This window comes from Streptomyces sp. NPDC027189 (genome assembly GCF_055566975.1).
Genome location: NZ_JBVHRI010000034.1, coordinates 59,204 through 85,430, shown reverse-complemented (window position 1 = coordinate 85,430; position 26,227 = coordinate 59,204). Strand labels below are relative to the sequence as shown.

Here is a 26,227-nt window from a genome sequence, read left to right as displayed (position 1 = left end):
CCCCCCAGGTCATCCGTTCGACAGGGGGGAACAGTCATGCCGGGCCCGGAGGCCAGCGGTCCTCTTGCAGGACCGCGAAGAAGATAACGGGGGGGACGCCCCCCCACTGATCCGGTAGCAGCCCGTGGTCTGGGAAGAGCCCATGATCCGGGAGGAGTCCGTGGTCCGGAGGAAGCCCGTGAGCCGGAAGAAACCCATGATCTGGGAGGATCCCCGCATGCCCGCATCTCCGAGCACCGCCCGGGCCATCAACGACCGGCTCGCCCTGCGGCTGCTGCAGCAGGAAGGCCCCTTGACGGCAGGGCAGTTGAAGCAGCTCACCGGACTGTCCCGGCCAACGGTCGCCGACCTCGTCGAGCGCCTCACGGCAGCCGGGCTGATCTCCATGGTGGGGGAGTCCGGGGAACAACGGCGTGGCCCGAACGCCCGCTTGTACGGGATCGTCGCCGACCGGGCGCACCTCGCCGCCCTCGACGTGCGCACCGAGGGGGTCTCCGTCGTCGTCTCCGATCTCCTCGGCGCGGAGCTGGCCCGGGCGTCGGTGCCCATCGCGGACGACACCGGCACGGGGCCCGCCGTCGAGCAGGCGGTCACGCTGGTGGAGCGCGCGGCGAAGGAGGCGGGGGCGGAGCGACTGCACACGGTCGGCATCGGCGCCCCCGGCCTGATCGACCCCGGCACCGGTGAACTCCGCGACTCCTCCGGCCTGCCCGAGTGGCACCGCCGCCTGGTGGCCGCCCTTCAGGAGCGCCTGCCCGCCCGCGTCCTGGTCGAGAACGAGACGAACCTCGCCGCCCTCGCCGAGCAGCGCGACGGCGCGGCGCGCGACCGCGACACGTTCGTGCTGCTGTGGCTGGGCCACGGCACCGGCGCCGCGGTGATCCTCGACGGCCGGCTCCGCCGCGGCGCCTCCGGCGGCACCGGTGAAATCGGCTTCCTCCCCGTGCCCGGTACCTCGACCCTCCCCTCCGCGACGGACTGCGAGGGCGGTTTCCACTCGCTGGCGGGGGCGGCGGCCGTCGCCGGGCTCGCGGCGGAGTGCGGCGTCGTGGCGGAGGCCGCGCCGCACGAACCGCACGCGGCGACCCTGGTGCGACAGGCGGCCGCGACCTCCGACGCCCCGGCCTCCGCCCGCTTCCTGGACGCCCTCGCCGACCGCCTCGCCATCGGCGCCGCCTCCGTCGTCGCCGTGCTGGACCCCGGCTGCGTGGTCCTCGGCGGAGAGGTCGGCCGAGCGGGCGGGGACGTGCTCGCAGCGCGGGTCGCGGCGCGGTTGGCGCGGATGTCGCCCCTGCCCACGGAGGTGCGTGCGAGTGCGCTGGGCGGCGGGGCGGTGCTGCGCGGCGCGCTGCTCACCGCCCGCGACGGCGCACAGGAAGAGGTCTTCGCGCCGTCGCGGTAGCCCGCCGGGGGTGCGGGCGGGGGTGATTTTCGCCCCCTCCGCCCCCCACCCCTCCCGTACATGGGGGCTCCGCCCCCAGACCCTCGTGTCGCGCTCCGCCCCCAGACCCCCGTGTCGCGCTCCGCGCTCGTTCTCAAACGCCGGACGGGCTAAAGATCTCCCGCCCCGGCAGGCAAAAGTTCAGCCCCTCCCGCGTATGAGGAGCGGGGTCTTGGGCGGAGCCTCAGGTCGAGAAGGTTAGGTGCGGAGGGGCGAATAATCCCCCCGGCACCCGGCCCAGGTCACCCCTGCCGCTCACCCCCGAACCGCGCCGCCAAGTACTCCTCGAACGTGCCCTTCCCCACGGCGTGCCCCGGGGTCAGATGCCCGCCATCCCGAAACGCCCGATACCCCTTCCCCGCAAGGGGGATGCCGACCAACGGGCGCCGCTTCCCGGTGGCCCGCAGATAGGCGCGGGCCAGCGAGGTGAACGTACGCACCTCGGGCCCGCCCATGTCCTCCACCCGCCCCGCGGGTGCGCCGACCGCCAGCGAGGCGAGCTGGTCGGCGACCTCGGAGACCTCGATCGGCTGGTCGCTGACGCCGGCGGGGAGAAGAAGCACCGGCGGCTTTGCCAGTGTCGCGAGGAGCTGGAGTACGAGGTCGTGGAACTGGGTGGCGCGCAGGATCGTCCAGCCGAGCCCCGACTCCGCCACCAGCTTCTCCACGGCGAGCTTGGCCTTGTAGTAGCCGATCGGCACCAGGTCCACGCCGACGATCGAGATGTAGACCAGGTGCGGGACACCCGCGTTGCGCGCGGCCTCGATCAGATGCCCGGCCGCCCGCTCGTCGCCCCCGCGCGGCGTAGTCGCGCAGTGCACGATCGCGTCCGCTCCGGCCACGGCGGCGTCCAGCCCCGCCCCGCCCGCGCGCAGATCGACGGCGTACGGCTGCGCGTGCCGGCTGAGCACCCGCACCTCGTGGCCGTCCGCCCGCAGCCGCTCGGCGACGAGCCGGCCGAGGGTTCCGGTGCCGCCGGTCACCAGGATCGTGGTCATGCTGTTCAGCCCCTTCTCGGACGTCGGACGCTCCCGGGTCGAGCGCCCTCCGTCAGTTGAGACTGGGCAGGCATCGCGAATGTGACAACGCACGGCCACGAATGTGCGGCCGACACGACTTGGCGGCCGACCAGGCCTCGCCGGATCCGGGCCCCGTGGATCAGACCTCGATCAGGCCCCCGCCTGCGCTCGCGCCACCTGGCGCCCCACGAACTCCAGCTTGTCCGGGTTCAGTACCGCCCGCACCTGCGTGCACAGGCCGTCGTGAACCTCGAACGTGACGACAGCGAGGGGACGGTCGGCCGCCCGGGCGAGCAGCGCGGCGCGTCCGTTGACCTCGGCCACCGTGATGTCGATGTCGTCCCCCGCCGCGAACGAGTCCAGGACGCCCGACAGGAACCGCAGGACCTTGTCGCGCCCCTCGATCGGCCGGCGCGCCGCGGAGACCTTGCCGCCGCCGTCGGACCACCAGGTCACCTCGGCCGCGAACAGGCTCTCCAGACCGGCCAGATTGCCCTCGCGGGCCGCTGTGAGGAAGGTCGCGACAAGCCCGGCCTGTTGTGCGGGCGGGGCCTCGAAGCGGGCCTCCGGCGCGGCGACCCGCTGGACCGCCCGCCGGTACAGCTGACGGCAGTTGGCCTCGCTCAGCTCCAGTACGTCGGCGATCTCCCGATGGCCGTACGCGAAGGCCTCCCGCAGCACGTACACCGCGCGCTCGGTCGGGGTGAGCCGCTCCAGGAGGAGCAGCATGGCCAGGGACACCGCGTCGCGTCGCTCGGCCGACTCCAGGGGGCCGAGCGTGTCGTCGGAGGTGATCACCGGCTCGGGCAGCCACGGCCCGGCGTACTGCTCGCGCCGTGCGCGGGCCGAGGCCAGCCGGGTGAGACAGAGGTTGGTGACGACCTTGGCGAGCCAGGCGCCGAGCTGCTCGATGGTCGCGCGGTCGGCGCCGTTGAAGCGCAGATACGCGTCCTGGACGGTGTCCTCCGCGTCCGCGGCGGAACCGAGCATGCGGTAGGCCAGCCCGAACAGCCGCGGGCGGTATGTCTCGAACTCGTCGGTGAGGTTCGGCGTCACGCCTCAAGCCTGGCAGAACGTCCCCAGCCCGGCGGAGCCCGGGTCGGAGACCCGGCGGCGGGGCAAGGGCCTCCGTCACCGCCGCCGGGTCGATCGGGGGCGACCATTCGGTGTCGACAAACCGGTTTCGACGACGCGATGATCGCCGACCCTAATTGGACTAGACCACAGCGTCAATAGATATGGACCATCATCAAGGGCGTGCGCCGGAGCGGAAGTTGACCGCTCGCGCGGCGCGCGAGAAGTCCATCCATATGGCCTGTGAGCCACCACACAGGCGCTCGCCCGCATGGGCGTCGATCAGGCGTGGCACACTGGCCCTGTACCAGAAGCAGCGCACTCCGGGGTCGGTGAAATTCCGAACCGGCGGTTACAGTCCGCGACCCGGTCGCTTCCAGCGGCCGGTTGACCAGGTGAAATTCCTGGACCGACGGTTAAAGTCCGGATGGGAGGCAGTGCGCGGCGGGCGGGCATTCGTGCGCGCCGCCGTTTGTTGCGACTCGTCCCAAGGGACGAGTCCCCTTTCGGCGTCGCTCCCGGTGTCGTCGTCCGCTCATTCTGTCGTCATCGACAGGCCCCGGAGTCCGTGCCCCATGAGGCAGGAGGACCCGGGAAGTGTTCACCGGAATCGTCGAAGAGCTGGGTGAGGTCACCGCCGTCGAAAACCTCGACGACGCCTCCCGTTTCCGGCTGCGTGGCCCCGTCGTCACGCAGGGCGCGCAGCATGGCGACTCCATCGCCGTCAACGGCGTCTGTCTCACGGTGGTCGACCACGAAGGCGACGAATTCACCGCCGACGTCATGGCGGAGACCCTGGACCGCTCCAGCCTCGGTGCCCTGACCGTCGGCTCCCGCGTCAACCTGGAGCGCCCCATGGCCGTGGGTGAGCGCCTCGGCGGGCACATCGTGCAGGGACACGTCGACGGCACGGGCACGGTCATCGAGCGCAAGCCGTCCGACAACTGGGAGATCGTCAAGATCTCGCTCCCCGCGGACCTCTCCCGCTATGTGGTCGAGAAGGGCTCCATCACCGTCGACGGCATCAGCCTGACTGTGGTCGACGCGGGCCCCGACTACTTCACCGTCAGCCTCATCCCGACCACCCTCGCGCTGACCACGCTCGGCCTCAAGCAGCCCGGCGACCCGGTCAACCTCGAGGTCGACGTCATCGCCAAGTACGTCGAGCGGCTGCTGGGCACGCAGGGAGCAGCCAAGTGAACTGGCTCAACTCCGAGGCCTTCGTCCTGCTCGACCAGCACATCAAGTGGTCGGACATGATCGGCAACGTGATCGGTCTGATCGCCCTCGCGCTCGGCTGGCGCCGCTCCATATGGAGCTGGCCCGTCCAGTTCCTGTCCGGCGTCATCCTCTTCGCGGCCTTCGCGACGGCCCACCTCTCCGGCAGCGCCGGCAAGCAGGTCGTGGTCATGATCGTCGCGGTGTACGGCTGGTGGCAGTGGAACCGCGGCAAGGGGCAGACGGCGGACGGCTCCATCGCTGTCCGCTTCGCCACCTGGCGCGAGCGCGGCTACATGATCGGCGCCGCGGCCGTCGGCACCGTCGCGGTCGCCGGCCTGTTCTTCGCGTACCCGTCCCTCTCCTGGGACCCCTGGCCGGACGCGTACATCTTCGTCGGCACCATCGTCGCCATGTACGCCCAGGCGCGCGGCATGGTCGAGTTCTGGTTCGCCTGGCTGCTGGTCGACCTGGTGGGCGTGCCGCTCAACTTCGCCAACGGCTTCGCCTTCTCCGGTTTCGTCTACGTCCTGTACGGCGCGCTCGTCCTGTGGGGCATGCGCGACTGGTGGCTGCGCTCCCGCAAGGCCGGGCAGCCCGTCCTGGAAGGAGCCCCGGCATGACAACAGCGCCGGTCTGGTACAGCACCGACAACATCGAGGACTTCGCGCTCGACCCGGTCGAGAAGGCCATCGCCGACATCGCGGCGGGCCGCCCGGTCGTGGTCGTGGACGACGAGGACCGGGAGAACGAGGGTGACCTCGTCGTCGCCGCCGAGAAGGCGACCCCCGAGATCGTCGCCTTCATGATGAGCGAGTGCCGCGGGCTGATCTGCGCGCCCATGGAGGGGGACGAGCTGGACCGGCTCCGGCTCCCGCAGATGGTCGACGACAACACCGAGTCGATGAAAACCGCGTTCACAGTGTCGGTGGACGCGTCCGCCGCTCACGGTGTGACCACCGGCATCTCGGCATCCGACCGTGCCACCACGCTTCAGCTGCTCGCCGACGGCAGGGCTCAGGCGGACGACTTCGTGCGCCCCGGCCACATCTTCCCGCTGCGTGCCAAGCCCGGCGGCGTCCTGGTCCGCAACGGCCACACCGAGGCCGCCGTCGACCTGGCCCGTCTCGCGGGCCTGCGCCCCGCCGGTGCGATCGTCGAGATCGCGGGCGAGGACGGCCGCATGCTCCGCCTGCCCGAACTGATCCCCTTCGCCCGCAAGCACGGCCTGACGATCATCTCCATCGAGGACCTGATCGCCTACCGCCGCACCGCCGAGCCCACCGTCCGCCGCGAGGCCGAGGTCCACCTGCCCACCGCATTCGGCGAGTTCACGGCGTACGGCTACCGCTCGACCGTCGATGGCGTCGAGCACGTCGCCCTCGTCCACGGCGAGATCGGTGACGGCGAGGACGTCCTCGTCCGCGTCCACTCCGAGTGCCTCACCGGCGACGTCTTCCACTCGCTGCGCTGCGACTGCGGCCCCCAGCTGCAGACGGCCATGGAGCGCATCCAGGCCGAGGGGCGCGGCATCGTGGTCTATCTGCGCGGCCACGAGGGACGCGGCATCGGGCTGCTCTCCAAGCTGCGCGCGTACGAGCTTCAGGAGCAGGGTCGCGACACCCTCGACGCCAACCTGGAACTGGGCCTGCCCGCCGACGCCCGGGACTACGGCGCCAGCGCCCAGATCCTGGAGGACCTCGGCGTGCACAGCCTGCGCCTGATGACCAACAACCCCGACAAGACCGACGCGCTCGTACGGCACGGCCTCAAGGTCGCCGCGCGAGAGCCGATGCCCGTACAGGCGGGCGAGCACAACCTCCGCTACCTGCGCACCAAGCGGGACCGGATGGGGCACGACCTGCCCTGGCTGGACACGGCCACCGTGTCCGCCTGCGGCAATCAGTAACGACGGCAATACAAGTAACACCGGCACTATCGGCAACACAGCACAGCGGCACTGAGGAGAGACGTGAGCGGCAAGGGTGCACCTGAACTGTCCGTACGCAACTGCGGCGACCTGCGCGTCGCGGTCATCGCGGCACAGTGGCACGAAAAGGTGATGGATGGCCTCGTGGACGGCGCGCTGCGCGCCCTGCACGAGCTGGGGATCGACGAGCCGACCCTGCTTCGGGTCCCCGGCAGCTTCGAGCTGCCGGTCGTCGCCAAGGTCCTGGCGGGCCGCGGCTACGACGCGGTCGTCGCGCTCGGCGTCGTCATCCGTGGCGGAACCCCCCACTTCGAGTACGTGTGCCAGGGCGTCACCCAGGGCCTCACCCAGGTCTCCATCGACACCGGCGTCCCCGTCGGCTTCGGCGTGCTGACCTGCGACACCGAGGAGCAGGCCCTGGACCGCGCGGGTATCGAGGGCTCCAACGAGGACAAGGGGCACGAGGCCGTGACGGCCGCGGTGGCGACCGCGGCCACGCTGCGCTCAGTATCTGAACCCTGGCGCTGAGGAATCTCGGTGACCGCGTAGGGTGGGCAGCACCATGTCCAAGAAGACGTTCGAGGAGCTCTTCACCGAGCTCCAGCACAAGGCCGCCAACGGCGATCCCGCCACTTCGCGCACCGCCGAGCTGGTCGGCAAGGGCGTCCATGCCATCGGCAAGAAGGTCGTCGAAGAGGCCGCCGAGGTCTGGATGGCCGCCGAGTACGAGGGCAAGGACGCCGCTGCCGAGGAGATCTCACAGCTGCTCTACCACGTCCAGGTGATGATGGTCGCGCGCGGGATCTCCCTCGACGACGTGTACGCCCACCTGTAAATCCCGCTGTTCCCCCACCCCTTCACGCAAAGGAAGCCGACCTCATGCTGCGCATCGCCGTCCCCAACAAGGGTTCCCTGTCAGGCCCTGCGGCGGAGATGCTGCATGAGGCCGGCTACCAGCAGCGCCGGGAGTCCAAGGAGCTGAGGATCGTCGACCCGGAGAACGAGGTCGAGTTCTTCTACCTCCGCCCCCGCGACATCGCGATCTACGTCTCCTCCGGCCGCCTCGACATCGGCATCACCGGCCGCGACCTGCTGATCGACTCGGGCGCCAACGCGGAGGAGATCCTGCCGCTCGGCTTCGCCCGCTCGACCTTCCGGTTCGCCACCAAGCCGGGCACGGCGAACGGCATCGGGGACCTCTCCGGTATGACGGTCGCCACCTCGTACGAGGGCATCGTCGCCAAGCACCTCGCCGACCACGGCATCGACGCCTCCGTCGTCCACCTCGACGGCGCCGTCGAGACCGCCATCGAACTGGGCGTCGCCGAGGTCATCGCGGATGTCGTCGAGACCGGCACCTCGTTGCGCAACGCGGGCCTCGAGGTGTTCGGCGACCCGATCATGAAGTCCGAGGCCGTCGTCATCCGCCGGGTCGGAGTCGACACCTCCGAGGACGCCGAGCCCAAGGTGCAGCAGTTCCTGCGCCGCCTCCAGGGCGTCCTGGTGGCACGGACGTACGTGATGATGGACTACGACTGCCGCGCCGAGCACCTGGAGAAGGCCGTCGCGCTCACCCCGGGCCTGGAGTCGCCGACCATCTCGCCGTTGCACAACGAGGGCTGGGTCGCCGTGCGCGCCATGGTCCCCGCCAAGGAGGCCCAGCGGATCATGGACGACCTGTACGCTCTCGGCGCGCGGGCCATCCTGACCACGGCCATCCACGCCTGCCGGCTCTGACGGGACCGCCGCACATGTCAGACCTTCCCGCCCTCCCCGTCACCTTCCGCCCGTCCCGCACCCGGGCCGTGCTGCTCACCGCGGGCGCAGCGATCTTCGTGGTCATCACGACGGTCGCGATGCTCCTGGAGCAACTCAGCCCGGGGGAGCGGCTCAGCTTCATCTTCACCGCGGCGCTGCTCTTCGGGGTGCTCCTGCTGCTCTCCCGGCCCAAGGTCGTCGCCGACGAGACCGGGGTCACCGTCGTCAACATCGCCAGCAGGCGGCACCTTGACTGGGCGGAGATCCTCCAGGTCAACCTGCGCCCCGGCGACCCCTGGGTGTTCCTCAACCTCAGTGACGGCACCAGCCTGCCCGCGCTCGGCATCCAGCCGGGCATCGCCAAGCAGCGCGCGATCGAGGACGCCCGCGCCCTGCGTGCCCTCGCCGAGGCCCGTTCCATCGGCGACCCCGAGAAACATGAGGGCTGACTCTCAGCCTTCCACACTGCCCACCGGGGCCATGTCTTGATTAATCTGTTGGCGGAGGCGTTTTCGTTGCGCCTCCGTCTCTGATGCGCCACCCGGTGTTCAGAGGCCCCCTGCTACCCGAGGAGTGACTCCCTCCAGCGATGGACGGATCGTCCTGTAGTACCTGCGCCGCCCCCTCCCGACATACCGAGGCGGCGGCATGACCATCCCCCTGCTGCTCCTTGGGGCGGCGTTCCTGCTGATCCTCGCCAACGGCTTCTTCGTCGCGGCGGAGTTCGGCCTCGTCACGGTCGAGCGCCCCGACGCCGAGAAGGCCGCGGCCGACGGTGACCGACGGGCTGTGACCGTCGTGAACTCGCTCAAGGAGCTGTCCTTCCAGCTCTCCGGCACCCAGCTCGGCATCACCATCACCTCGCTGGTCGTCGGCATGCTCGCCGAACCGGCGCTCGCCGAGCTGCTGCGCGGCCCGTTCACCGCGATCGGCGTCCCCGAAGGCGCCGTGTCCGGAGTCGCCGTGGTGGTCGGCATGCTGCTCGCCTCGGCCGTGCAGATGGTCATCGGCGAACTCGTGCCCAAGAACTGGGCCGTGTCCAAGCCCCTGCAGGTCGCCCGTTTCGTCGCGGGCCCGCAGCACATCTTCTCGCGGCTGTTCCGGCCGGTGATCGCCGCCCTCAACGCGGTCGCCAACCGGCTCGTACGCGCCCTGGGCGTCGAGCCCGCCGAGGAGCTGGCCTCCGCCCGCACCCCCGGCGAACTCGTCTCCCTCGTCCGGCACTCGGCGCAGGCCGGTGCCCTGGAGCAGGACACCGCGGATCTCTTCGTGCGGACCATCTCGCTCGCCGACCTGACCGCGCAGCACGTCATGACCCCGCGTGTGAAGGTCAGCGCGCTGCAGTCGACGGCGACCGCCGAGGACGTCGTCAACCTCACCCGCGCCACGGGCCTGTCCCGCTTCCCCGTCTACCGGGAGCGGATCGACGAGATCGTCGGCATGGTGCACCTCAAGGACGCCCTCGCGATCCCCTCGCACGACCGGCTGCGCACCCCCGTCGGCCGGATCGCACAGGCCCCGCTGCTCGTCCCGGAGACGCTGCCCGTGCAGCCCCTCCTGGAGCAGCTGCGCAGCGAGCAGCCGATCGCCGTCGTCGTCGACGAGTACGGCGGCACGGCGGGCGTCGTCACCCTGGAGGACATCGTCGAGGAACTCGTCGGCGAGGTCCGTGACGAGCACGACGGGCAGGATCTGCCCGAACTCGCGGTGGCGCCGCCCGAGGACGGACGGCTCGCGTGGGACGCCGACGGCAGCTGCCGGGTGGACGTGCTGCAGCGCATAGGCCTCGACGTGCCCGAGGGCCCGTACGAGACCGTCGCGGGCCTCGTCGCCGATCTGCTCGGCCGGATCCCGGCCCCCGGCGACAAGGCCGAACTCCCGGGCTGGCGCCTGTCGGTGCGCCAGGTCGGGCACTACCGCGCCGAACGCGTCCGCCTGGTGCGGACCGCGCCCGTTGCGGAGGCCGTCCGATGAGCGTGCTCCAACTCCTGTTCGCCGCGCTGCTGGTGCTCGCCAACGGCTTCTTCGTCGGCGCCGAGTTCGCGCTCGTCTCCGTACGGCGCAGCCAGATCGAACCGCTGGGGACCGCGCGGGCCCGACAGGTCCTGTACGGCCTGGAGCGGCTCCCGCAGATGATGGCCGCGGCCCAATTCGGCATCACCGTCTGCTCGCTGACGCTCGGCGCGGTCGCCGAGCCGACCGTCGCGCATCTGCTGGAGCCGGTCTTCGGGGTGATCCATCTGCCGGACGGGCTGATCCACCCCCTCGGATACGTCATCGCGCTGGCCTTCGTCGTCTTCTTCCACCTCGTCATCGGCGAGATGGTGCCGAAGAACCTGGCGATGGCCGCGCCCGAGAGGACGGCGCTGTGGCTGAGCCCCGGCCTGGTCGCCTTCGCGCGCCTGTGCCGTCCGGTCACCGTCGCTCTGGGCGCCTGCGCCCGTCTGATCCTGAAGCTGTTCCGTGTGGAGCCCAAGGACGAGGTCGAGGCGGTCTTCACCAGCGAGCAGCTCAACCGTCTGGTCGAGGACTCGGGTCAGGCGGGTCTGTTGGAACCGCAGGAGCAGGAGCGCTTGGAGGACGCGCTGGAGCTGGGTTCGCGCCCGGTCACCGATGTCCTGCTGGACCGCGACTCCCTGGTGACCGTGGGGCCCTCGGTCACCCCGGGCCAGGTCGTCGCGCTCACCGCGCGCACCGGGTACTCCCGGTTCCCCGTGGTCGCCGAGAACGGTGCCTTCATGGGCTATCTGCATGTGAAGGACGTACTCGACCTGGAGGAGTCCGAGCGGGCGGTGCCACAGCAGATCTGGCGCCCGATGACGACCCTGCGGTCCGAGCTTGCGCTGGACGACGCGCTGACCGTGATGCGTCGCGCCGCGACGCACCTCGCCCAGGTCGCCGACGCGTCGGGAAAGGTCCTGGGGCTCGTGGCCCTGGAGGACGTCTTGGAGCTGCTGGTCGGCGAGGTACGCGACCCGGCACACCGGGAAACCCCGCCTCTCCGCGTCTCGGAACCCCGCCCGAGCGAGGCCCCGGAGGAAGCACTGGCGAGCTGAGCCAGCGGGTTTCTCGCCCCCTCCGCCGCTGCCCGTCGTGTCCGCGCAGTTCCCCGCGCCCCTGAAAAGGGGCGCGGGGAACTGCGCGATCTTTTGGCGGGAGGTCTGGGGGTGGCAGCCCCCAGGTACGGGAATGGGTAGGGGCGGAGGGGGCGAGAAACCTCCCCGCGGCCACCCCGGTCACATCGGCGACGGATCCTGTGGTCCCCGCCCCGACAGGACCTCCCCGTACGCCTGCATCAGATCCGGCAGCCGCAGTGTCGACAAGTCGTCCCGGGACAGTGTCCCGGGATAGAGCGACAGCCGGAGGTCGCGGTACGCGCAACTCTTCTCGTACAGCGTCCGCAGAAAGCGCCCGTTGCCGAGCTCGTCGATCCACCCCTGGTCGACGACATGACCGGCGATCGAGCGCAGCTCGTCCAGCGCCTCCTCGTCCCACACGTCACCGTTCTCCGCGGCCAGCACCTCGCCGATGGAGGTGAGTTCGAGGGGCCGGTAGGAGGGGAAGTCGACGCGGGTGGTGAAGCGGGAGGAGAGGCCGGGGTTGGCGGCCAGGAGGCGGTCCATGCCTTCCGGGTAGCCGGCGAGTATGACGACGAGGTGGTCGCGATTGTCCTCGGCCCGCTTCAGGAGCACCTGCAGGGCCTCGTCGCCGTACGCGTCGCCCTTGCCGTACCCGGAGTTCGACAATGAATAGGCCTCGTCGACGAAGAGCACACCGCCGATGGCGGAGTCGATCAACTCGTTGGCCTTGACCGCCGTCTGGCCCAGATACTCGCCGACCAGGTCCGCCCGCTGCGCCTCCACCAGATGGTCGCCGCCGAGCAGCCCGAGTGCGTAGAAGACCCGGCCGAGGATGCGGGCCACGGTGGTCTTGCCGGTGCCGGAGGGGCCGGAGAAGACGAAGTGCCGCTTCGGCGGCTGGACCGGGAGACCCTGCCCGGCGCGCAGCCTCGCCATGTTCAACTGCGCCGACAGCGCCTTGACTTGGCGCTTCACGGGCTCCAGGCCCACCATGCGCTCCAGCTCGGCGAGCGCCTCCTCGAGTAATGCGGGGTCGGTCGGCCCGGCGGGCAGCGGCTGCACCGGCACCACTGCCTTCTCGCGCACCGCGTCGGTCTCCGGAGGCAGCCCGCCCGGCGGCGCGAGATCGGGCTCCGAGAGCTTCAGGTCCCGTCCCTCGGCGCCGAACAGCGGATCCACACCGTCCGGGCCCTCCATCACGTCCTGCCCGACCCCGGCGAGCGTGATCGCCGCCAGGTCGGCGGCGGCATCGTCGTACCCGTCGCCCTCGGAGATCGCCGCGAGCCGTGCCGAGGTGTCCATGAAGGAGGAGTCGACCCGGTGCACCGCCCGGTACAGGGGCAGCGCCGCGGCGGACCGCCCGGTGCCCTCGTGCGCCCGCGCCAGCCAGTACCGCAGCTCCTTGCGCTGCGGCTGCTCGCTGCGGCAGCGCATCAGTGCGGAGGACAGGAGCGGCTCCGCCTGGCCGTACATCTCCAGGCGGACTCGGGCCATGCCGCCGAAGAGGCCGGCCTCTATGCCCAGCATGGGATCGTCGATCAGCGGGTCGGTGTGCCGGACCAACTGCTCCCAGTCCTTGACCAGATACGCGCGGCACGCGTGCAGGAACCGCACCTGGGGGTCCGCGTCGACGGGCGGCAGACCCGCGAGCGCGCGGTCCAGCTCCGGGACATGACGTCCGTCCAGCCAGTGCGAGGCGTGCGCGAGCAGCAGATCGCGCGGGCTCTCCAGCACGGGCTGGACCCACCAGCCCAGCCAGTACCAGGAGTTGAGGGTGCGCCGATGCCGGGTGCGCTGCTCCCCGAAGCGCTCCCGGTGCCGGAACATGCGCAGCAGAGCGGTCGTCGTGTCCACCCGCAGCGCGTGCAGCCCGAGCCAGCCGTCCGCCATGCCCGGGTCCATCCGGACCGCGGCGCGGAACTCCTCCTCCGCCTGCGGATAGGCGCCCATCGTGTACGCATCCACACCTCGCAGCCAGGCGAGGTCGGCCGGGGCCTCCGGGCCCTGAGTGCCGAAGTCCATCACGTCCCCCACAAACCGTGCCCCCGATGGTCAGGGTGTGTCTCGTGGATCACGACACCCCCTCGCCGCCGGGCCGGTGCCCGTCGGCAGCCTTGGTCGAACCGCCGTGCCACGGACGGGAGTTGCATCGGTGCGCAGAGCAGCCGTCCGAAGGTCGCACCGAGAGGCATCGTACCTGCGGTGCATACGCGGGCCGAAGGGTGCCGTCACACCCCGTTCCACGAGGTGGGAGCAGATGGGGCGCACTTCGCACGGTGACCGAGGGTGAGCGAATCACGGCGCGCAGCGCCCGGAAAAAGGGGGTGTGGGCAGAACGAAGCCCCCGATCACGGGGGAACAACCGGGGGCTTCGCGACTGCGGGCGGTTTCAAAAGACCGCACATTCAGAACGTAAGTCCTGTACGGCCCCCCGGTCAAGCCGAGTTGAAGCACTGACGGAACTTCTCATGCAAGGGTCTTCACAAGTTCAGCACATTGCGGATGGTCCGTCACCGTGAGTGATGGTGCGATTCGGTCCTGACGTCTCAACGCGCCCCGGCAGCACCTCGTACCCCTCAGAACACTGCCGCACCAGAAGATCGGCGAATGGTCTTGAGGGGTCCTTGGCGAAGTGTTGGCGCTCGGCGCGGACCCATCCGGCCCAGAACTCGCGCTGCGCCTCTCCGTCCCGCAGCCGCCCGCGCGTCCACGCTTCGTCGTGCGGCAACTCCATCCACAGCAGTCGCGCAAGGAACGGGCGCAGGGCGCGGCGACCGGCGCCGACGCCCTCCAGGAGGATCACGGGCGCGGGCGGCAGCGGACGGGCCGGGTCGAAGCTCCGGGCGATCCAGTCGTAGGGGGTGTAGTGCGCGGTCTCGCCCCGGCGCAGCGGCTCGACCACCTGGCGCAGCAGCCGCTCCGTCCAGGCGAAGAGCTGCTCGTGCGTCGCGATGTCGTCGAGGTGCAGCACGGGTGCGTCGCCCAGTGCCGCCGCCAACTGCCCGGCGAATGTGGTCTTTCCGGAGCCCGCGTGCCCGTCGACGCCGATCAGGCGGACGGGGCCGCAGGAAGGCGGCAGTCGGCGCAGCTGCGCGGCGAGGTCGTGAATGGGGCTTCCCGGGGTGCGGTGAGATGTCGGCATATTCCTGGGGGACATTCTATCCGGATGGCGTTCATGGGGGATCCGCGGGTACGGAATAGTGCCGCATTGAACTATTCATTGAACAATCCTCAAGAACTCCTTTCGCTCCCTCCATAACCGTGGGCGACGTGGAACCAGGTATTTCGCAAATGCCGTTCCGGTTCCCCTTGATACTGAGTAGGGTGCCTGTTACGCAGCTGCGAAGCGTCGTACGGGGACGGGCAGGGGAAGATGGCCGCGGGGTTATTCGAGGGGCAGTATGTGTGGCATCCGGCGGCCGACGACCGCAGACTCGCGAGCGTCTGCGTGGATGTCCGGGCCGGCCGCTATCTGAGCGCCCATGAAGCCCTCGCGGAGACCCGCGGCGACTTCGGACTGCGTGCCCACCGTTCCCTTGTCGTGGCTTCCGAGGCCGCCGACTCCGACCTCGCCGAACGCTGGCTGGCCGAGGAGCCGGCCCCCGAGGCCGCGCTGATGTGGGCGCGTGTGGCCGTGCTGCGGGCGCTGCGCGCGGCGGATGCCAAGGACGATCGGGCCGAGGCCCTGGAGCGCATCGCGCTGACTGCGTGCGACCGGGCCACGAGGATGGCCCCCGCCGATCCCACGCCCTGGGTCGCCAAACTGGCCATGGCCCGGCTGCACGACCTGCGCGACCCCGCGCCGCAGGGCCTGCTCACGCAGCCGCCCGGCCCCTGGCAGCTGTTCTCGCACATCCTCCGCCTCGACCCCTGGAACCGTGAGGGCCACCACCGCTTCCTGACGTTCTTCTTCACGCGATACGGCGGTTCGGTGAACGCAGCCTGGGACGTCGCTGCCTTCCTGAGCCAGCGCGCCCCCGCCTCCTCGCCGCTGCGGCTGCTTCCGCTGGTCGCGCTGGTGGAGAGCTACAACCCCTCGCAGCTTCTCGTCGACCGCACCTGGGAGCAGCCCCAGTGGCGCTCCACCGCGCTCGCGATCTATCAGAACTGGCTTCCCGAGGTGCCGGGTTACCGCTTCACGCCGGTGCTCGACCTGGCGTATCTGGCCCACGCGCTGTTCATGGCCCAGCGCGAGTTCGAGGCCCGCGCCGTCTTTATGGCCATGGGGCCCTACGCCTGCCGGATGCCCTGGAGTGTGTTCGGCGACCCCGAGGAGCAGCTCTCCCGCGCCCGCCGCTCCTGCGGCCTGCCTGTGCCGGGGGCAGCCTGAGCCGGCCCGGACCGATCGTCCGGCCCGCCTGGACCAGCCTCCCGGCCGCCCCCGTCTTCCGGTCAACTCCCACAGAAAGGTCAGTTGTGTCAGAACGGATATCGGCCCCGCGCGCGAAAGGTCATGTCGGCGAGGACTCCGCCGCGCTCGACGACGACGCGACACTTCATGCGATGGGATATCCGCGAAAGCTCACACGCCGATTCCAGGCGTTTGACAATTTCGCAATATCCTTCACCATCATCAATATCATCTCGGGAATCTTCTCGTCCTTCGGATTCGGTATGAATGCCGGTGGTCCGCGCATTCTCGTCTTCGGCTGGATCGGCGTCTCCGTCATGGTGCTGTTCATCGGCGCCGCCATGGCGGAGGTGGCTTCCGCCTATCCGACCAGTGGGGCGCTCTATTTCTCCGCCGGAAAGCTGGCCAAGCGCCACAAGGGTGCCTGGTCCTGGTACACGGGCTGGCTGAATTTCGTCGGTCAGGTGGGCGGCACGGCCGCCACCGGATACGCGGCCGCCACCTTCATCCAGGCCTTCATCGCCCTGCAGTGGCACTCGTACGAGCCGACCGCCCAGCAGACGGTCCTGATCACTGCGCTGATCATCGTGCTCCAGGGTTTGGCCAATACCTACACCGTGCAGTTGGTCGCCCTGCTCAACCGGATCTCCGTGTGGTGGCTGCTGATCGGGCTCCTGGTGATCGTCAGCACACTGATCGTGATGCCCGACGACCATCAGTCGGCCTCGTTCGTCACACATTTCGTGAACAACACCGGTTTCACCAACGGCCTTTACGGAGGGATGCTCGGCCTGCTGGTCACCAGTTGGACCTTCACGGGCTTCGACGGCAGCTTCCACATGTCCGAGGAAACGGTGCGGGCCACGGTCAACGCGCCCAAGGGGATCACGCGGGCGATCGGCTATTCGGCGATCACCGGACTGATCCTCATGCTCGCCCTCGTGTACAGCATTCATGACTATGACCAAGTGGCGAGCTCTTCGGCGCCGCCCGTGCAGATTCTCATCGACGGGCTTGGCATGGGCACGGCAAAGGCCATCCTGTTGATCGTGATCGGGGCCATGCTCTTCTGCGGTCTGGCGAATCTGACCAGCAACACCCGGCAGATCTTCGCCTTCTCCCGGGACGGCGCCATGCCGGGCTCCCGCTGGTGGCACTCGGTCTCGCCGCGCACCCGTACCCCCGTCAAGGCCGTCTGGCTGGCGGTTGCCTGCTCGCTGGCCCTTGTGGTTCCCGGCTGGTGGTCGCACACGGCGTTCACCGCCATCGTCAGCGTCAACGTCGTCGGACTCTTCCTCGCCTACGCCGTGCCGATCTTCCTGCGACTGCGGCTCGGCGACGAGTTCCAGCCCGGCCCGTGGAACCTGGGGCGCTGGAGCAAGGCGGTCGGCTGGGTGGCCGTGATCTGGATCCTCGCCAGCAGCGCGCTGTTCATGCTGCCGCAGGTGTCGCCGATCACCGGCGACACCTTCAACTACGCCTCGATCGCCCTCGCCGTGGTGCTGATCATCGCCACGGTGTGGTGGTTCGCCACGGCGCGCCGCCGCTTCCAGGGGCCGGTCAGCTACGGGCGGCCCGACGAGGTCGCGGCGATGGACCTCATCTGACGGTGCCCGTCCTCGACCCCGGTACACGGCACCGCCCCACCGGGGTCGAGGCCTCGCAGGTCATGCCAGTGGTCCCGACCAATATTGGTGGGTGCGGCGCGGGCCGAAGTGCTGGCAGAAGTCGGTCCCCGGCGTCCATAGTTGGCCCACGGCGATGCACTGGACAACGTCTGAACTCGCCGCTTGCAGCCGTGCGCCTGAACCGTCGCTTCCGGACGAACTGGGGGTCACCCACCCATGACCAGAGCTTCAGAGCCGTCCCGCAGAGCCGTCCTCGCCGCAGCGGTCGCCGCGGCGACCGCCGGTGCCGCGGGCCCCGCGGCCGCGGCCACCCCGGGCGGGTCGGCGGAAGCACCTTCATCGCTCGTGGACAACCGTGCCTGGACCTCGTACACCGACTGGCGAAGCGGCAGCGCGCAGGGCACGCGGGCGGTGCCGGGCGTCCGTCCGGGCCTGGTGATCGCCGCCCCGGCCGGCACCTTCGACTACCCGGACCCGCACACCGGCAAGACCGCCACCTGGGAGTACGCGACCTGGACCTCCCCGGTCCACCGGCTCGCGGTCCCGTCCACCGAGGCCATCGCCTCCTGGAACGCGGACACCCCGGCCGGCACCTGGCTCCAGGTCGAGCTGACGGGCACGTACTCCGACGGCACGGACACGCCCTGGTACGTGATGGGCCGCTGGGCGGCCGGCGACCAGGACATCAGGCGGACCTCCGTGGACGACCAGAGCGACGGCAAGAGCAGCATCTGGACGGACACCTTCTCCATCGACGACGCCGCCTCGGGCCTGCGCCTCGTCTCCTACCGGCTGCGGCTGACCCTCTACCGCACCCCGGGCACCAGGATCACGCCCACGGTGTGGCGACTCGGCGCGATGGGCTCCGACATCCCCGACCGCTTCACCGTCCCGGCCTCCACACCGGGCCTCGCCCAGGAACTGGTCGTCCCGCGCTACTCGCAGGAGATCCACGCGGGCCAGTACCCCGAGTACGACAACGGCGGCGAGGCCTGGTGCAGCCCCACCTCCTCGCAGATGATCATCGAATACTGGGGTCGCAAGCCCACCGCGGAGCAACTGGGCTGGGTGAATCCGGACTACGGCGACCCCCAGGTGTGCCACGCGGCCCGGTTCACGTACGACTACCAGTACGCTGGCTGCGGCAACTGGCCCTTCAACGCCGCCTACGCCGCCACGTACAAGGACCTCCAGGGCGTGGTGACCCGCCTCGGCTCGCTCACCGACCTGGAGACGCTGATCGCCGCCGGCATCCCGGCCATAACGTCGCAGTCCTTCCTCAAGTCCGAGCTGACGGGAGCGGGTTACGGGACCTCGGGCCACCTCATGACCGTCATCGGGTTCACCGCGGACGGCGATGTGATCGCCAACGACCCGGCGTCGCCGAGCGACGACGCGGTGCGCCGTGTCTACAAGCGGCGTGAGTGGGAAAACATCTGGCTGCGGACCAAGCGGTACAACGCTTCCGGGAACGTCGTCTCCGGTACCGGTGGCGTCTGTTATCTGTACTTCCCGGCGGATCCGTCGGCGCGGCAGCGCAAGGCGCTGGCGGCGGTGGGGGTTCGCTGAAGGAAGGCGGCCCCTCCCCGTGCAGGGGCCGCCCGCCCGCTCAGCTCTGGACCGGATCGACCACCCAGTCGGGGTGGTTCGGCATCGGCGGGGTCTTCGCGCCGTACAGCCACGGGTGCAGGAAGCCGTCGAGGTCCTGGCCGGAGACCTTCGACGCCAGGTCGATGTAGTCCTGCGTACTGGCGATCTTTCCGCGGTACTTGGTGACCCAGGTGCGCTCGATCTTCCCGAACGTCTCCTCGCCGACCTTCTCGCGCAGCGCGTACAGGACGAGCGTCGAGCCGTCGTACCGCATGCGCTTGAAGAGGTTCGGCTCGGTCGGCTCGGCCGGGGCGCCGTAGTCGTGGCGCCACTGGTCGTGGCTCGCGTACGCCGTCTTCATGGTGTCCTCGAAGCTCACGCCGCCGTGCGCCTCCGAGTACAGCCGCTCGTAGAAGCGGGCGTGGCCCTCGCTCAGCCACAGGTCGGACCAGGTCTTGATGCCGACGCTGTCACCGGTCCACTGGTGGGTCAGCTCGTGGACCAGGTTCCGCTCGGCGTCGACCTGGTTGCCGAGCAGGTCGGCCTTGGGGATCAGGGAGAGCGTCTGCGTTTCCAGGGCCACGCCCAGGTCGGTGTCGCCGACGAGGAGGCCGTACCGGTTGAAGGGGTACGGGCCGAGTCGCTCCTCCAGCCAGGCGATGTGGTCGGCGGTGAGCTTGCGGTACTGCTCGGTCGATGCGACCAGGTCGTCCGGGACCACGTCGCGGATCGGCAGCCCGTGCGGGCCCGTGCCGTCGACGAAGGTGAACTTGCCGATCGCCAGCTGTGCGAGCTGCGTCGCCAGCGGCTGTGCGGAGTCGTACGTCCACTTCACGCGGCCGTCGGCCTGCTCGGTTCGGCCGGTCAGCTCGCCGTTGGCCACGGCCTTGAGACCCGGCGGCGTGGTGATGCGGAAGGTGATCGGCGCCCGCTGGCTCGGGTGGTCGTTCGACGGGAAGATCATCTTGGCGCCGTTGGGCTGCGGATACAGCACCGTGCCGTCCGGCGTGGGAATCCAGCCGTAGTCCTCGATGGCGTCGTCGCGGTGGCGCATCTGGGTCGGGTCGGCGGTGTAGGTGACCTCGACCGTGAAGGCCTTGCCCTGGGCGAGGGGCTTCGCGGGGGTGATCACCAGCTCGTCGCCGTCGCGCTCGGCGGCGGCCGGCTTCCCGTCGACGGTCACCGTGTGCAGGGTGTTCCCGGCGAAGTCCAGGTCGAAGCGGGACAGCGCCTGGGTGGCGGTCGCCTTGATCGTCGTGACGGCCTCGAAGGGCGTCTTCGGCGCCTGCCAGTCGAAGTCGAGGAGGTAGCCGTTGACCTTGTATCCCCCGTTGCCGTCGAGCGGGAAGATCGGGTCGCCGAGGCCTGCCGCTCCCGGGGACGGGGCGCCGGCCGCGGCGGAAGCGGAGCCCGAGGACGTGGAGGAAGCGGCTTGCGAGACCGGACCCGTCAACGCGGCTGCCGCGGTGATAGCCGCTGCCAAGGCCAGGCGCGCTCTGCGGCGAGGCGTCCGGAACGTGCTCATCAAGGACCTTTCGGTTGACTGACCACTGTCGTGTGAGGAGACGCACAGTTCCCTCACATCGTTGTGGAATCCCGCGGCATTCGAAGCACGTCGAAGTGATCGGCGCTCGCGGCGTGACCAAGGTCTCTACCGCGGGAACCCGCTTCGGTGGCAAGGTGGTCGAGTCGGTGGGGAGCCGATGTGAGGCGGGGGGACCGGACCGCACCACTACGTCAGCGAGATGCCATGACCGCGACCTCCGCCACCGCCACCCGTCTCCGTGCCCGCACCGGCGGCCCCAAGGACGACGGCCCCAAGATCCTCGAACATGTCGCGGGCTGGACCTTCGTCGTGGTCCTGGCCATGCTCGTCACGCAGCTCGGCCTGCTGTGAGCTGAGCTCTCGGAAAGCGGCCCTGCGGAAGGCGACGCCCTCACGACCGAGGCAGTCGATCGGAGTCGAACAAGCAGGTGGCGCAGGTCTGCCATACTGCCGGTGTCCCGCTGGCAGTTGGAGACCAGGTCCGAAATTGAATAATAGTCAACAGCGCGGCGTCGACCGCCCACGGGCGCGCGGCACCGACCGCTCACTGGCGCGCCGCGCCGAACTCATCGCCATCGGACGGAAGTTGTTCGCCGACACGTCGTACGACGCACTGTCGATGGACGACATCGCACGGCAGGCGCATGTTGCCAAGGGGCTCATCTACTACTACTTCAAGTCCAAGCGCGGCTACTACCTCGCCATCGTCGAGGACTCGGTCGCGGACCTGATCTCCCGGGCGGCAGGCGGCCTCGAACTGCCCCCGGTCGAGCGGGTGCACCGCACCATCGACGGCTATCTGCGCTACGCCGAGCACAACCAGGCCGCGTACCGCACGATCATCACCGGCGGAGTCGGTTTCGACACCGAAGTGCAGGCCATACGCGAGGGCGTGCGCGAAGTCATCGTCGAGACCATCGCCGAAGGCGCGTACGGCAGGCGCAAGATCGCGCCGCTGCCCCGCATGGCGCTGCTCGGCTGGCTCTACAGTGTCGAGGGCGCCACCCTCGACTGGATCGGCCACCCCACGCTGCCGCGCGACACCGTGCGCGAGCTGCTGGTGAAGATGCTGGGCGGCGCCATGCGCGCCGTCGAGGAGCTCGACCCCTCCTACCTGGCCCCGCCGGAGGCACGGCGCGGCGCATGAGTGAGGGGCGGCGGATCGCAACCGACCCCCCGCCCCAAAGTCCCCGCGGATACGGCTAGTTGATGGACTTGATCAGCTCGCCGTTCGACGTGTCACCGCTCAGCTCCCAGAAGAACGTGCCGCCCAGGCCCTGCGCGTTCTTGTAGCTCATCTTGCCCGCGATGGTCGACGGAGTGTCGTAACTCCACCAGTTGTTCCCGCACTTGGCGTACGCGGTGCCGCCGACCGTGCCGGTCGCCGGGCACTTCGTCTTGAGCACCTTGTAGTCGTCGATGCCCTGCTCGTACTTTCCCGCCGCCGGGCCGGTGGCCGTGCCACCCGGCGCCGCCTGGGTGACACCGGTCCAGCCGCGCCCGTAGAAGCCGATGCCGAGCAGCAGCTTCGAGGCCGGGATGCCGAGGCCCTTGAGCTTCGCGATCGTCGCGGACGTGTAGTAACCGGCCTTCGGAATACCGGTGTACGAGTTCAGCGGCGAGTGCGGGGCCGTCGGCCCGGTCGCGTTCCAGGCGCCGAAGAAGTCGTACGTCATCGGGTTGTACCAGTTGACGTACTGTGCCGCGCCCGCGTAGTCCGCCGCGTCGATCTTGCCGCCGGCGGTGGCGTCGGCGGTGATCGCCGCCGTGACCAGGTTGCCGCTGCCGAACTTCGCTCGCAGCGCCGACATCAGGTTCTTGAACGCGGCCTTGCCGCTGGTGTCGCAGGTGTTGCCGCAGGCGTTCGGGTACTCCCAGTCGATGTCGATGCCGTCGAAGACGTCCGCCCACTTGGAGTTCTCGACCAGGTCGTAGCAGGACTGGGCGAACGCGGCGGGGTTCCTGGCGGCCTCGCCGAAGCCGCTCGACCAGGTCCAGCCGCCGAAGGACCACAGCACCTTGAGGTTCGGGTGCTTCTTCTTCAGCTTGCGCAGCTGGTTGAAGTTGCCGCGCAGCGGCTGGTCCCAGGTGTCGGCGACGCCGTCCACGGACTGGTCGGCCGTGTACGCCTTGTCGGTCGCCGCGTAGGAGTCGCCCATGGCGCACTTGCCGCCGGTGACGTTGCCGAACGCGTAGTTGATGTGGGTCAGCTTGGCGGCCGAGCCGGAGGTCTCGATGTTCTTGACGTGGTAGTTCCGGTCGTAGACGCCCCATTCGGTGAAGTAACCGACGACCTTGGAACCGGCCGCGGCGGTCTGGGCGGAGCCGGTCTTCGGGGTGGCGGTCGCCGTGCCGGCGCCGGCCAGCAGCCCCGCGCCGAGGATGGCACAACAGGCGGCGGACAGGAGTGCCCGGAAGCGGGCGCGGGGGCGGTGCGTACTGAGCATCGGGTGTCTCCTCGTGGGGGAGAGGGGAACGCGCGCCGTTTGGCATGAACGCGGTAAGGCGTGGGGGAAGACTAGGAGGACTAGACCAGTGCGTCAATGGTTCGGACCAATTTCCCTTTCTTTTAGTAAGCGGTCGTTAACTGGTGACGCGATGCCTCCGATCGGGCATACTCACAGCGCCACAACCGCTGATCAGCAGCTTCCGTAACCCGGAAGGGGAGCATCGGCTGAGGCCCGTGAGACCCCGGCGGAGCCGCCCCACCCAAGGCGTGCGTCCGCCGATGTGCCCGACAGGGAGGAGAGCGTCGCCATGCCCGACCGCGCCCCGCAGCCGGTGGACCGTCAACTGCCCACGGACGAGGCCCGGGATCTGATCTCGCTCGTCCGCGACATCGCGCAGCGTGAGATCGCCCCGAAGGCGGCCGAGGAGGAGGACGCCGGGCACTTCCCGCGCGAGGTCTTCAGCCTGTTGTCCGAGTCGGGTCTGCTCGGGCTGCCCTACGACTCCGAGTACGGCGGCGGGGATCAGCCGTACGAGGTCTACCTCCAGGCCCTCGAAGAGCTTGCCGCGGCCCGTCTCACCGTCGGCCTCGGCGTCAGCGTGCACTCCCTCGCCTGTCATGCCCTGGCGAACTACGGCACCAAGGAACAGCAGGTCGAGCACCTGCCAGCGATGCTCGGCGGGGGCCTCCTCGGCGCGTACTGCCTCTCCGAGCCGTCCTCCGGTTCGGACGCCGCCTCGCTGCGGACCAAGGCCGTACGCGACGGTGACGACTGGGTGATCACGGGCACCAAGGCCTGGATCACGCACGGCGGCATCGCCGACTTCTACACCGTGCTCGCGCGCAGCGGTGGCGACGGTCCCCGCGGCATCACGGCCTTCCTGGTGCCAGGTGACGCCGAGGGGCTGAGCGCCGCGCTGCCCGAGAAGAAGATGGGCATGAAGGGCTCGCCCACCGCCCAGGTCCACTTCGACGGGGTGCGGGTCTCCGACGACCGGCGCGTCGGCGACGAAGGTCAGGGCTTCGCCATCGCGCTGTCCGCGCTCGACTCCGGGCGGCTGGGCATCGCGGCCTGCGCCATTGGTGTCGCCCAGGCGGCCCTCGACGAGGCCGTGGCGTACGCCAGCGGCCGACAGCAGTTCGGGCGGCCCATCTCGGACTTCCAGGGGCTGCGCTTCATGCTCGCCGACATGGCGACGCAGATCGAGGCGGGCCGGGCGCTCTACCTGGCCGCGGCACGGCTGCGCGACGCGGGCCGGCCGTTCTCCAAGCAGGCGGCCATGGCCAAGCTGCTGTGCACGGACACGGCGATGAAGGTCACCACGGACGCCGTCCAGGTACTCGGCGGCTACGGGTACACCGCCGACTTCCCGGTCGAGCGCTATATGCGCGAGGCCAAGGTCCTCCAGATCGTCGAGGGCACCAATCAGATCCAGCGGATGGTCATCGCCCGTCACCTCGCGGGTCCCGACTCGCGCTGACCGGCCCGGCACTGCGGGGGTCGTGGTTCGCGCTGAGCGGCCCGTCACCGCGTGAGTCGCGGCTCGCGCCGAACTGCCCCTCACCCCGTGGGGCCCGGCCGATGTTGAACTGCCCGTAACCGTAGATCGCCGGGGGCGCCACCAGCCGGACCCACTCCGGGTCGTGGCGCCCCGGCAGCGTGCGTCCGCGATCGGCCCAGGTGCGCATCAGGGCGCGGTAGATAGGGGGTTCCTGGGCCGACACAGGACCCAGCCGAACCGATTCTGCCGGAGCGGGGACGAAGATCCGGCGCCGACGCCCGGTCGCAGAATATGTGGGGGTCATACCAGGGCAACGCGTGGGCGGGCGAGCAGGTCACCCGTGCGCGGATTCGACCGTGAGTTCGTGTCGGGCCCGTACGGGGGCTCCGTTCCGAGGTGTGATATCTGGTCCCGGGCGATTATCTGACGTACCGTCAACTTCGCCGCCGGAGGCCGCACCCCTCCGGATGGCGTCAACTGCCTGCGTCCAGGGAGGCTTGCCGTGCCCGACGACCGCCCCGTTGCACTCGACGAGTACCCCGTGCACCAGGTGCCCCTGTCCATGAAGCATGTCGCGACCGGGGACCGGAACGCGTACGACCGCTGCATCTTCCACGTTCTGGACCACCAGGGCAGGGCGCTGCTGATCCTGGGCCTCGGCGTTTATCCGAATGTCGGAGTGATCGACGCGTACGCCACCCTGCGCCTCGGCGACCGCCTGCACGCCGTACGGGCGTCGGACGCGCTCGGCGACGACCGGATGAACCTCACCGTGGGACCGCTGCGGATCACCGTGGAGGAGCCGCTGCGCCGCTTGCGCCTCCAGTCGGACGACGACTGCCTGTCATACGACCTCACCTGGACCGCCGACTTCCCGGCCCTCTGGGAACCGCACCACATCCAGCGCCGCGGCGGCCGGCTCACTCTGGAGGGGCGCCGGTTCGTGCAGGCGGGCGGCGTCGAGGGGATCATCCGCGTCGACGGCGACGAGATACCGGTCCCGGCGGGCGAGTGGACCGGCACCCGCGACCGCAGCTGGGGGGTGCGCCCTGTCCCGGGGGAGGAGGGCGGCCGCCTCGCGGACGACAACCCGACCGAGGGCTTCCACTGGCTCTGGTGCCCGGTCCGGTTCGACGACCGCTTCCTGATGGTCATCACCCAGGAGGACGCCGACGGCTACCGCTCGCTCAACGACGCGACACTCGTACGCCCTGGGGTGCGCGACCTCCAACTCGGCTGGCCGCAGGCCGACATCACCTATCGCTCCGGCACCCGTCAGCCCTCCTCCGCCGTCATCCACCTCATGGATCCGGTGGACCGCAAGCCCCTGGAACTGGGCGTGGAGGTGCTGACCTCGTCGCCGCTCGCGGTCGGGGCGGGCTATCCGCCCGCCGACGACTGGCAGCACGGCACCTGGCGCGGCCGCGACTGGACCGACCGGCGCGTCTACGATCTCTCCGACCCGGCCGCGCACCCCCTCGCCACGTACGGGGTGATCGACCATGCCGCCCGCTTCACGCTGGACGGGCAGGCAGGCTACGGGATCTTCGAGCACGGCTCGTTCGGCCGCCACGACCCGAGCGGTTTCACCGGGTTCGACTCGGTCGCGCCCTGAGTCCCAGTGGGGCCCTGAATTCCGTT

The 26,227-nt window shown here is 69.9% G+C and carries 23 protein-coding genes and 1 riboswitch; of the genes, 17 read left to right on the top strand and 6 right to left on the bottom strand.

Features of this window, described 5'->3' with window-relative positions:
- Positions 1-217: 217 nt before the first annotated feature.
- Positions 218-1,402, top strand: coding sequence for an ROK family transcriptional regulator (locus ACZ4RZ_RS44215; protein ID WP_467753220.1), 1,185 nt, complete (start codon positions 218-220; stop codon positions 1,400-1,402).
- A 281-nt stretch (positions 1,403-1,683) separates the two neighbouring features.
- Here the strand turns inward: ACZ4RZ_RS44215 and ACZ4RZ_RS44210 are convergent, their stop codons facing one another.
- Positions 1,684-2,439, bottom strand: coding sequence for an SDR family oxidoreductase (locus ACZ4RZ_RS44210; protein WP_467753219.1), 756 nt, complete (start codon positions 2,437-2,439; stop codon positions 1,684-1,686).
- Between the two features lie 171 nt (positions 2,440-2,610).
- Positions 2,611-3,516: an RNA polymerase sigma-70 factor gene (locus ACZ4RZ_RS44205; RefSeq protein ID WP_467753218.1), complete on the bottom strand. Its 906-nt coding sequence runs from the start codon at positions 3,514-3,516 to the stop codon at positions 2,611-2,613.
- A 332-nt stretch (positions 3,517-3,848) separates the two neighbouring features.
- Positions 3,849-3,979: riboswitch (FMN riboswitch) on the top strand.
- A 152-nt stretch (positions 3,980-4,131) separates the two neighbouring features.
- On the opposite strand from ACZ4RZ_RS44205, the gene ACZ4RZ_RS44200 reads away from it, so the two are divergent.
- The 9 genes from ACZ4RZ_RS44200 to ACZ4RZ_RS44160 all read left to right on the top strand — a co-directional run bounded on the left by ACZ4RZ_RS44200 (position 4,132) and on the right by ACZ4RZ_RS44160 (position 11,496).
- On the top strand, positions 4,132-4,734 hold the full coding sequence (locus tag ACZ4RZ_RS44200; RefSeq protein ID WP_467753217.1) for a riboflavin synthase: 603 nt from the start codon (positions 4,132-4,134) through the stop codon (positions 4,732-4,734).
- Positions 4,731-5,375, top strand: a complete 645-nt coding sequence (locus ACZ4RZ_RS44195) for a nicotinamide mononucleotide transporter family protein (RefSeq protein ID WP_467753216.1) — start codon at positions 4,731-4,733, stop codon at positions 5,373-5,375. The genes ACZ4RZ_RS44200 and ACZ4RZ_RS44195 overlap by 4 nt, the downstream gene beginning before the upstream one ends.
- Positions 5,372-6,661, top strand: a complete 1,290-nt coding sequence (locus ACZ4RZ_RS44190; RefSeq protein WP_467753215.1) for a bifunctional 3,4-dihydroxy-2-butanone-4-phosphate synthase/GTP cyclohydrolase II — start codon at positions 5,372-5,374, stop codon at positions 6,659-6,661. The genes ACZ4RZ_RS44195 and ACZ4RZ_RS44190 overlap by 4 nt, the downstream gene beginning before the upstream one ends.
- 63 nt (positions 6,662-6,724) lie before the next feature.
- Entirely contained in the window at positions 6,725-7,210 is a 486-nt protein-coding gene (gene ribH / locus ACZ4RZ_RS44185) for a 6,7-dimethyl-8-ribityllumazine synthase (RefSeq protein ID WP_467753214.1), read from the top strand.
- A 34-nt stretch (positions 7,211-7,244) separates the two neighbouring features.
- The gene (locus ACZ4RZ_RS44180; protein ID WP_028803646.1) at positions 7,245-7,517 is read left to right on the top strand and encodes a phosphoribosyl-ATP diphosphatase; all 273 of its coding nucleotides are present in this window, start codon (positions 7,245-7,247) and stop codon (positions 7,515-7,517) included.
- 44 nt (positions 7,518-7,561) lie between these two features.
- A complete protein-coding gene (gene hisG / locus ACZ4RZ_RS44175; protein ID WP_467753213.1) occupies positions 7,562-8,419 on the top strand; it encodes an ATP phosphoribosyltransferase in 858 nt (285 codons plus the stop codon).
- Between the two features lie 14 nt (positions 8,420-8,433).
- A complete protein-coding gene (locus tag ACZ4RZ_RS44170; protein WP_467753212.1) occupies positions 8,434-8,889 on the top strand; it encodes a PH domain-containing protein in 456 nt (151 codons plus the stop codon).
- 199 nt (positions 8,890-9,088) lie between these two features.
- Entirely contained in the window at positions 9,089-10,414 is a 1,326-nt protein-coding gene (locus ACZ4RZ_RS44165; RefSeq protein ID WP_467753211.1) for a hemolysin family protein, read from the top strand.
- Positions 10,411-11,496, top strand: a complete 1,086-nt coding sequence (locus ACZ4RZ_RS44160; RefSeq protein WP_467753210.1) for a hemolysin family protein — start codon at positions 10,411-10,413, stop codon at positions 11,494-11,496. The genes ACZ4RZ_RS44165 and ACZ4RZ_RS44160 overlap by 4 nt, the downstream gene beginning before the upstream one ends.
- Positions 11,497-11,676: 180 nt before the next feature.
- Here the strand turns inward: ACZ4RZ_RS44160 and ACZ4RZ_RS44155 are convergent, their stop codons facing one another.
- Together ACZ4RZ_RS44155 and ACZ4RZ_RS44150 are read right to left on the bottom strand one after the other, a co-directional pair.
- On the bottom strand, positions 11,677-13,542 hold the full coding sequence (locus tag ACZ4RZ_RS44155; RefSeq protein WP_467753209.1) for an AAA family ATPase: 1,866 nt from the start codon (positions 13,540-13,542) through the stop codon (positions 11,677-11,679).
- A 466-nt stretch (positions 13,543-14,008) separates the two neighbouring features.
- A complete protein-coding gene (locus ACZ4RZ_RS44150) occupies positions 14,009-14,662 on the bottom strand; it encodes a uridine kinase family protein (RefSeq protein ID WP_467753208.1) in 654 nt (217 codons plus the stop codon).
- A gap of 231 nt (positions 14,663-14,893) precedes the next feature.
- On the opposite strand from ACZ4RZ_RS44150, the gene ACZ4RZ_RS44145 reads away from it, so the two are divergent.
- From ACZ4RZ_RS44145 to ACZ4RZ_RS44135, 3 genes are all read left to right on the top strand, one after another.
- Positions 14,894-15,850: a hypothetical protein gene (locus tag ACZ4RZ_RS44145; protein ID WP_467753207.1), complete on the top strand. Its 957-nt coding sequence runs from the start codon at positions 14,894-14,896 to the stop codon at positions 15,848-15,850.
- Between the two features lie 86 nt (positions 15,851-15,936).
- Entirely contained in the window at positions 15,937-17,478 is a 1,542-nt protein-coding gene (locus tag ACZ4RZ_RS44140; protein ID WP_467753206.1) for an amino acid permease, read from the top strand.
- A 237-nt stretch (positions 17,479-17,715) separates the two neighbouring features.
- A complete protein-coding gene (locus tag ACZ4RZ_RS44135; protein WP_467753205.1) occupies positions 17,716-19,068 on the top strand; it encodes a peptidase C39 family protein in 1,353 nt (450 codons plus the stop codon).
- A gap of 40 nt (positions 19,069-19,108) precedes the next feature.
- Here ACZ4RZ_RS44135 and ACZ4RZ_RS44130 read toward each other — a convergent pair whose 3' ends face one another.
- Positions 19,109-20,614 carry a M1 family metallopeptidase gene (locus ACZ4RZ_RS44130; RefSeq protein WP_467753204.1) on the bottom strand — a complete coding sequence of 502 codons (1,506 nt, stop codon included), beginning with the start codon at positions 20,612-20,614 and terminating at the stop codon, positions 19,109-19,111.
- A gap of 225 nt (positions 20,615-20,839) precedes the next feature.
- On the opposite strand from ACZ4RZ_RS44130, the gene ACZ4RZ_RS44125 reads away from it, so the two are divergent.
- Both ACZ4RZ_RS44125 and ACZ4RZ_RS44120 read left to right on the top strand, forming a co-directional pair.
- Entirely contained in the window at positions 20,840-20,986 is a 147-nt protein-coding gene (locus tag ACZ4RZ_RS44125) for an SCO1431 family membrane protein (RefSeq protein ID WP_189188089.1), read from the top strand.
- A 136-nt stretch (positions 20,987-21,122) separates the two neighbouring features.
- Positions 21,123-21,782, top strand: a complete 660-nt coding sequence (locus ACZ4RZ_RS44120; protein WP_467753203.1) for a TetR/AcrR family transcriptional regulator — start codon at positions 21,123-21,125, stop codon at positions 21,780-21,782.
- Between the two features lie 55 nt (positions 21,783-21,837).
- Here ACZ4RZ_RS44120 and ACZ4RZ_RS44115 read toward each other — a convergent pair whose 3' ends face one another.
- Positions 21,838-23,082, bottom strand: coding sequence for a glycoside hydrolase family 18 protein (locus ACZ4RZ_RS44115; RefSeq protein ID WP_467753202.1), 1,245 nt, complete (start codon positions 23,080-23,082; stop codon positions 21,838-21,840).
- A gap of 310 nt (positions 23,083-23,392) precedes the next feature.
- On the opposite strand from ACZ4RZ_RS44115, the gene ACZ4RZ_RS44110 reads away from it, so the two are divergent.
- Both ACZ4RZ_RS44110 and ACZ4RZ_RS44105 read left to right on the top strand, forming a co-directional pair.
- Positions 23,393-24,565, top strand: coding sequence for an acyl-CoA dehydrogenase family protein (locus tag ACZ4RZ_RS44110; protein ID WP_467753201.1), 1,173 nt, complete (start codon positions 23,393-23,395; stop codon positions 24,563-24,565).
- A 523-nt stretch (positions 24,566-25,088) separates the two neighbouring features.
- Positions 25,089-26,201: an Rv3169 family protein gene (locus ACZ4RZ_RS44105; protein ID WP_467753200.1), complete on the top strand. Its 1,113-nt coding sequence runs from the start codon at positions 25,089-25,091 to the stop codon at positions 26,199-26,201.
- Positions 26,202-26,227: the final 26 nt, after the last annotated feature.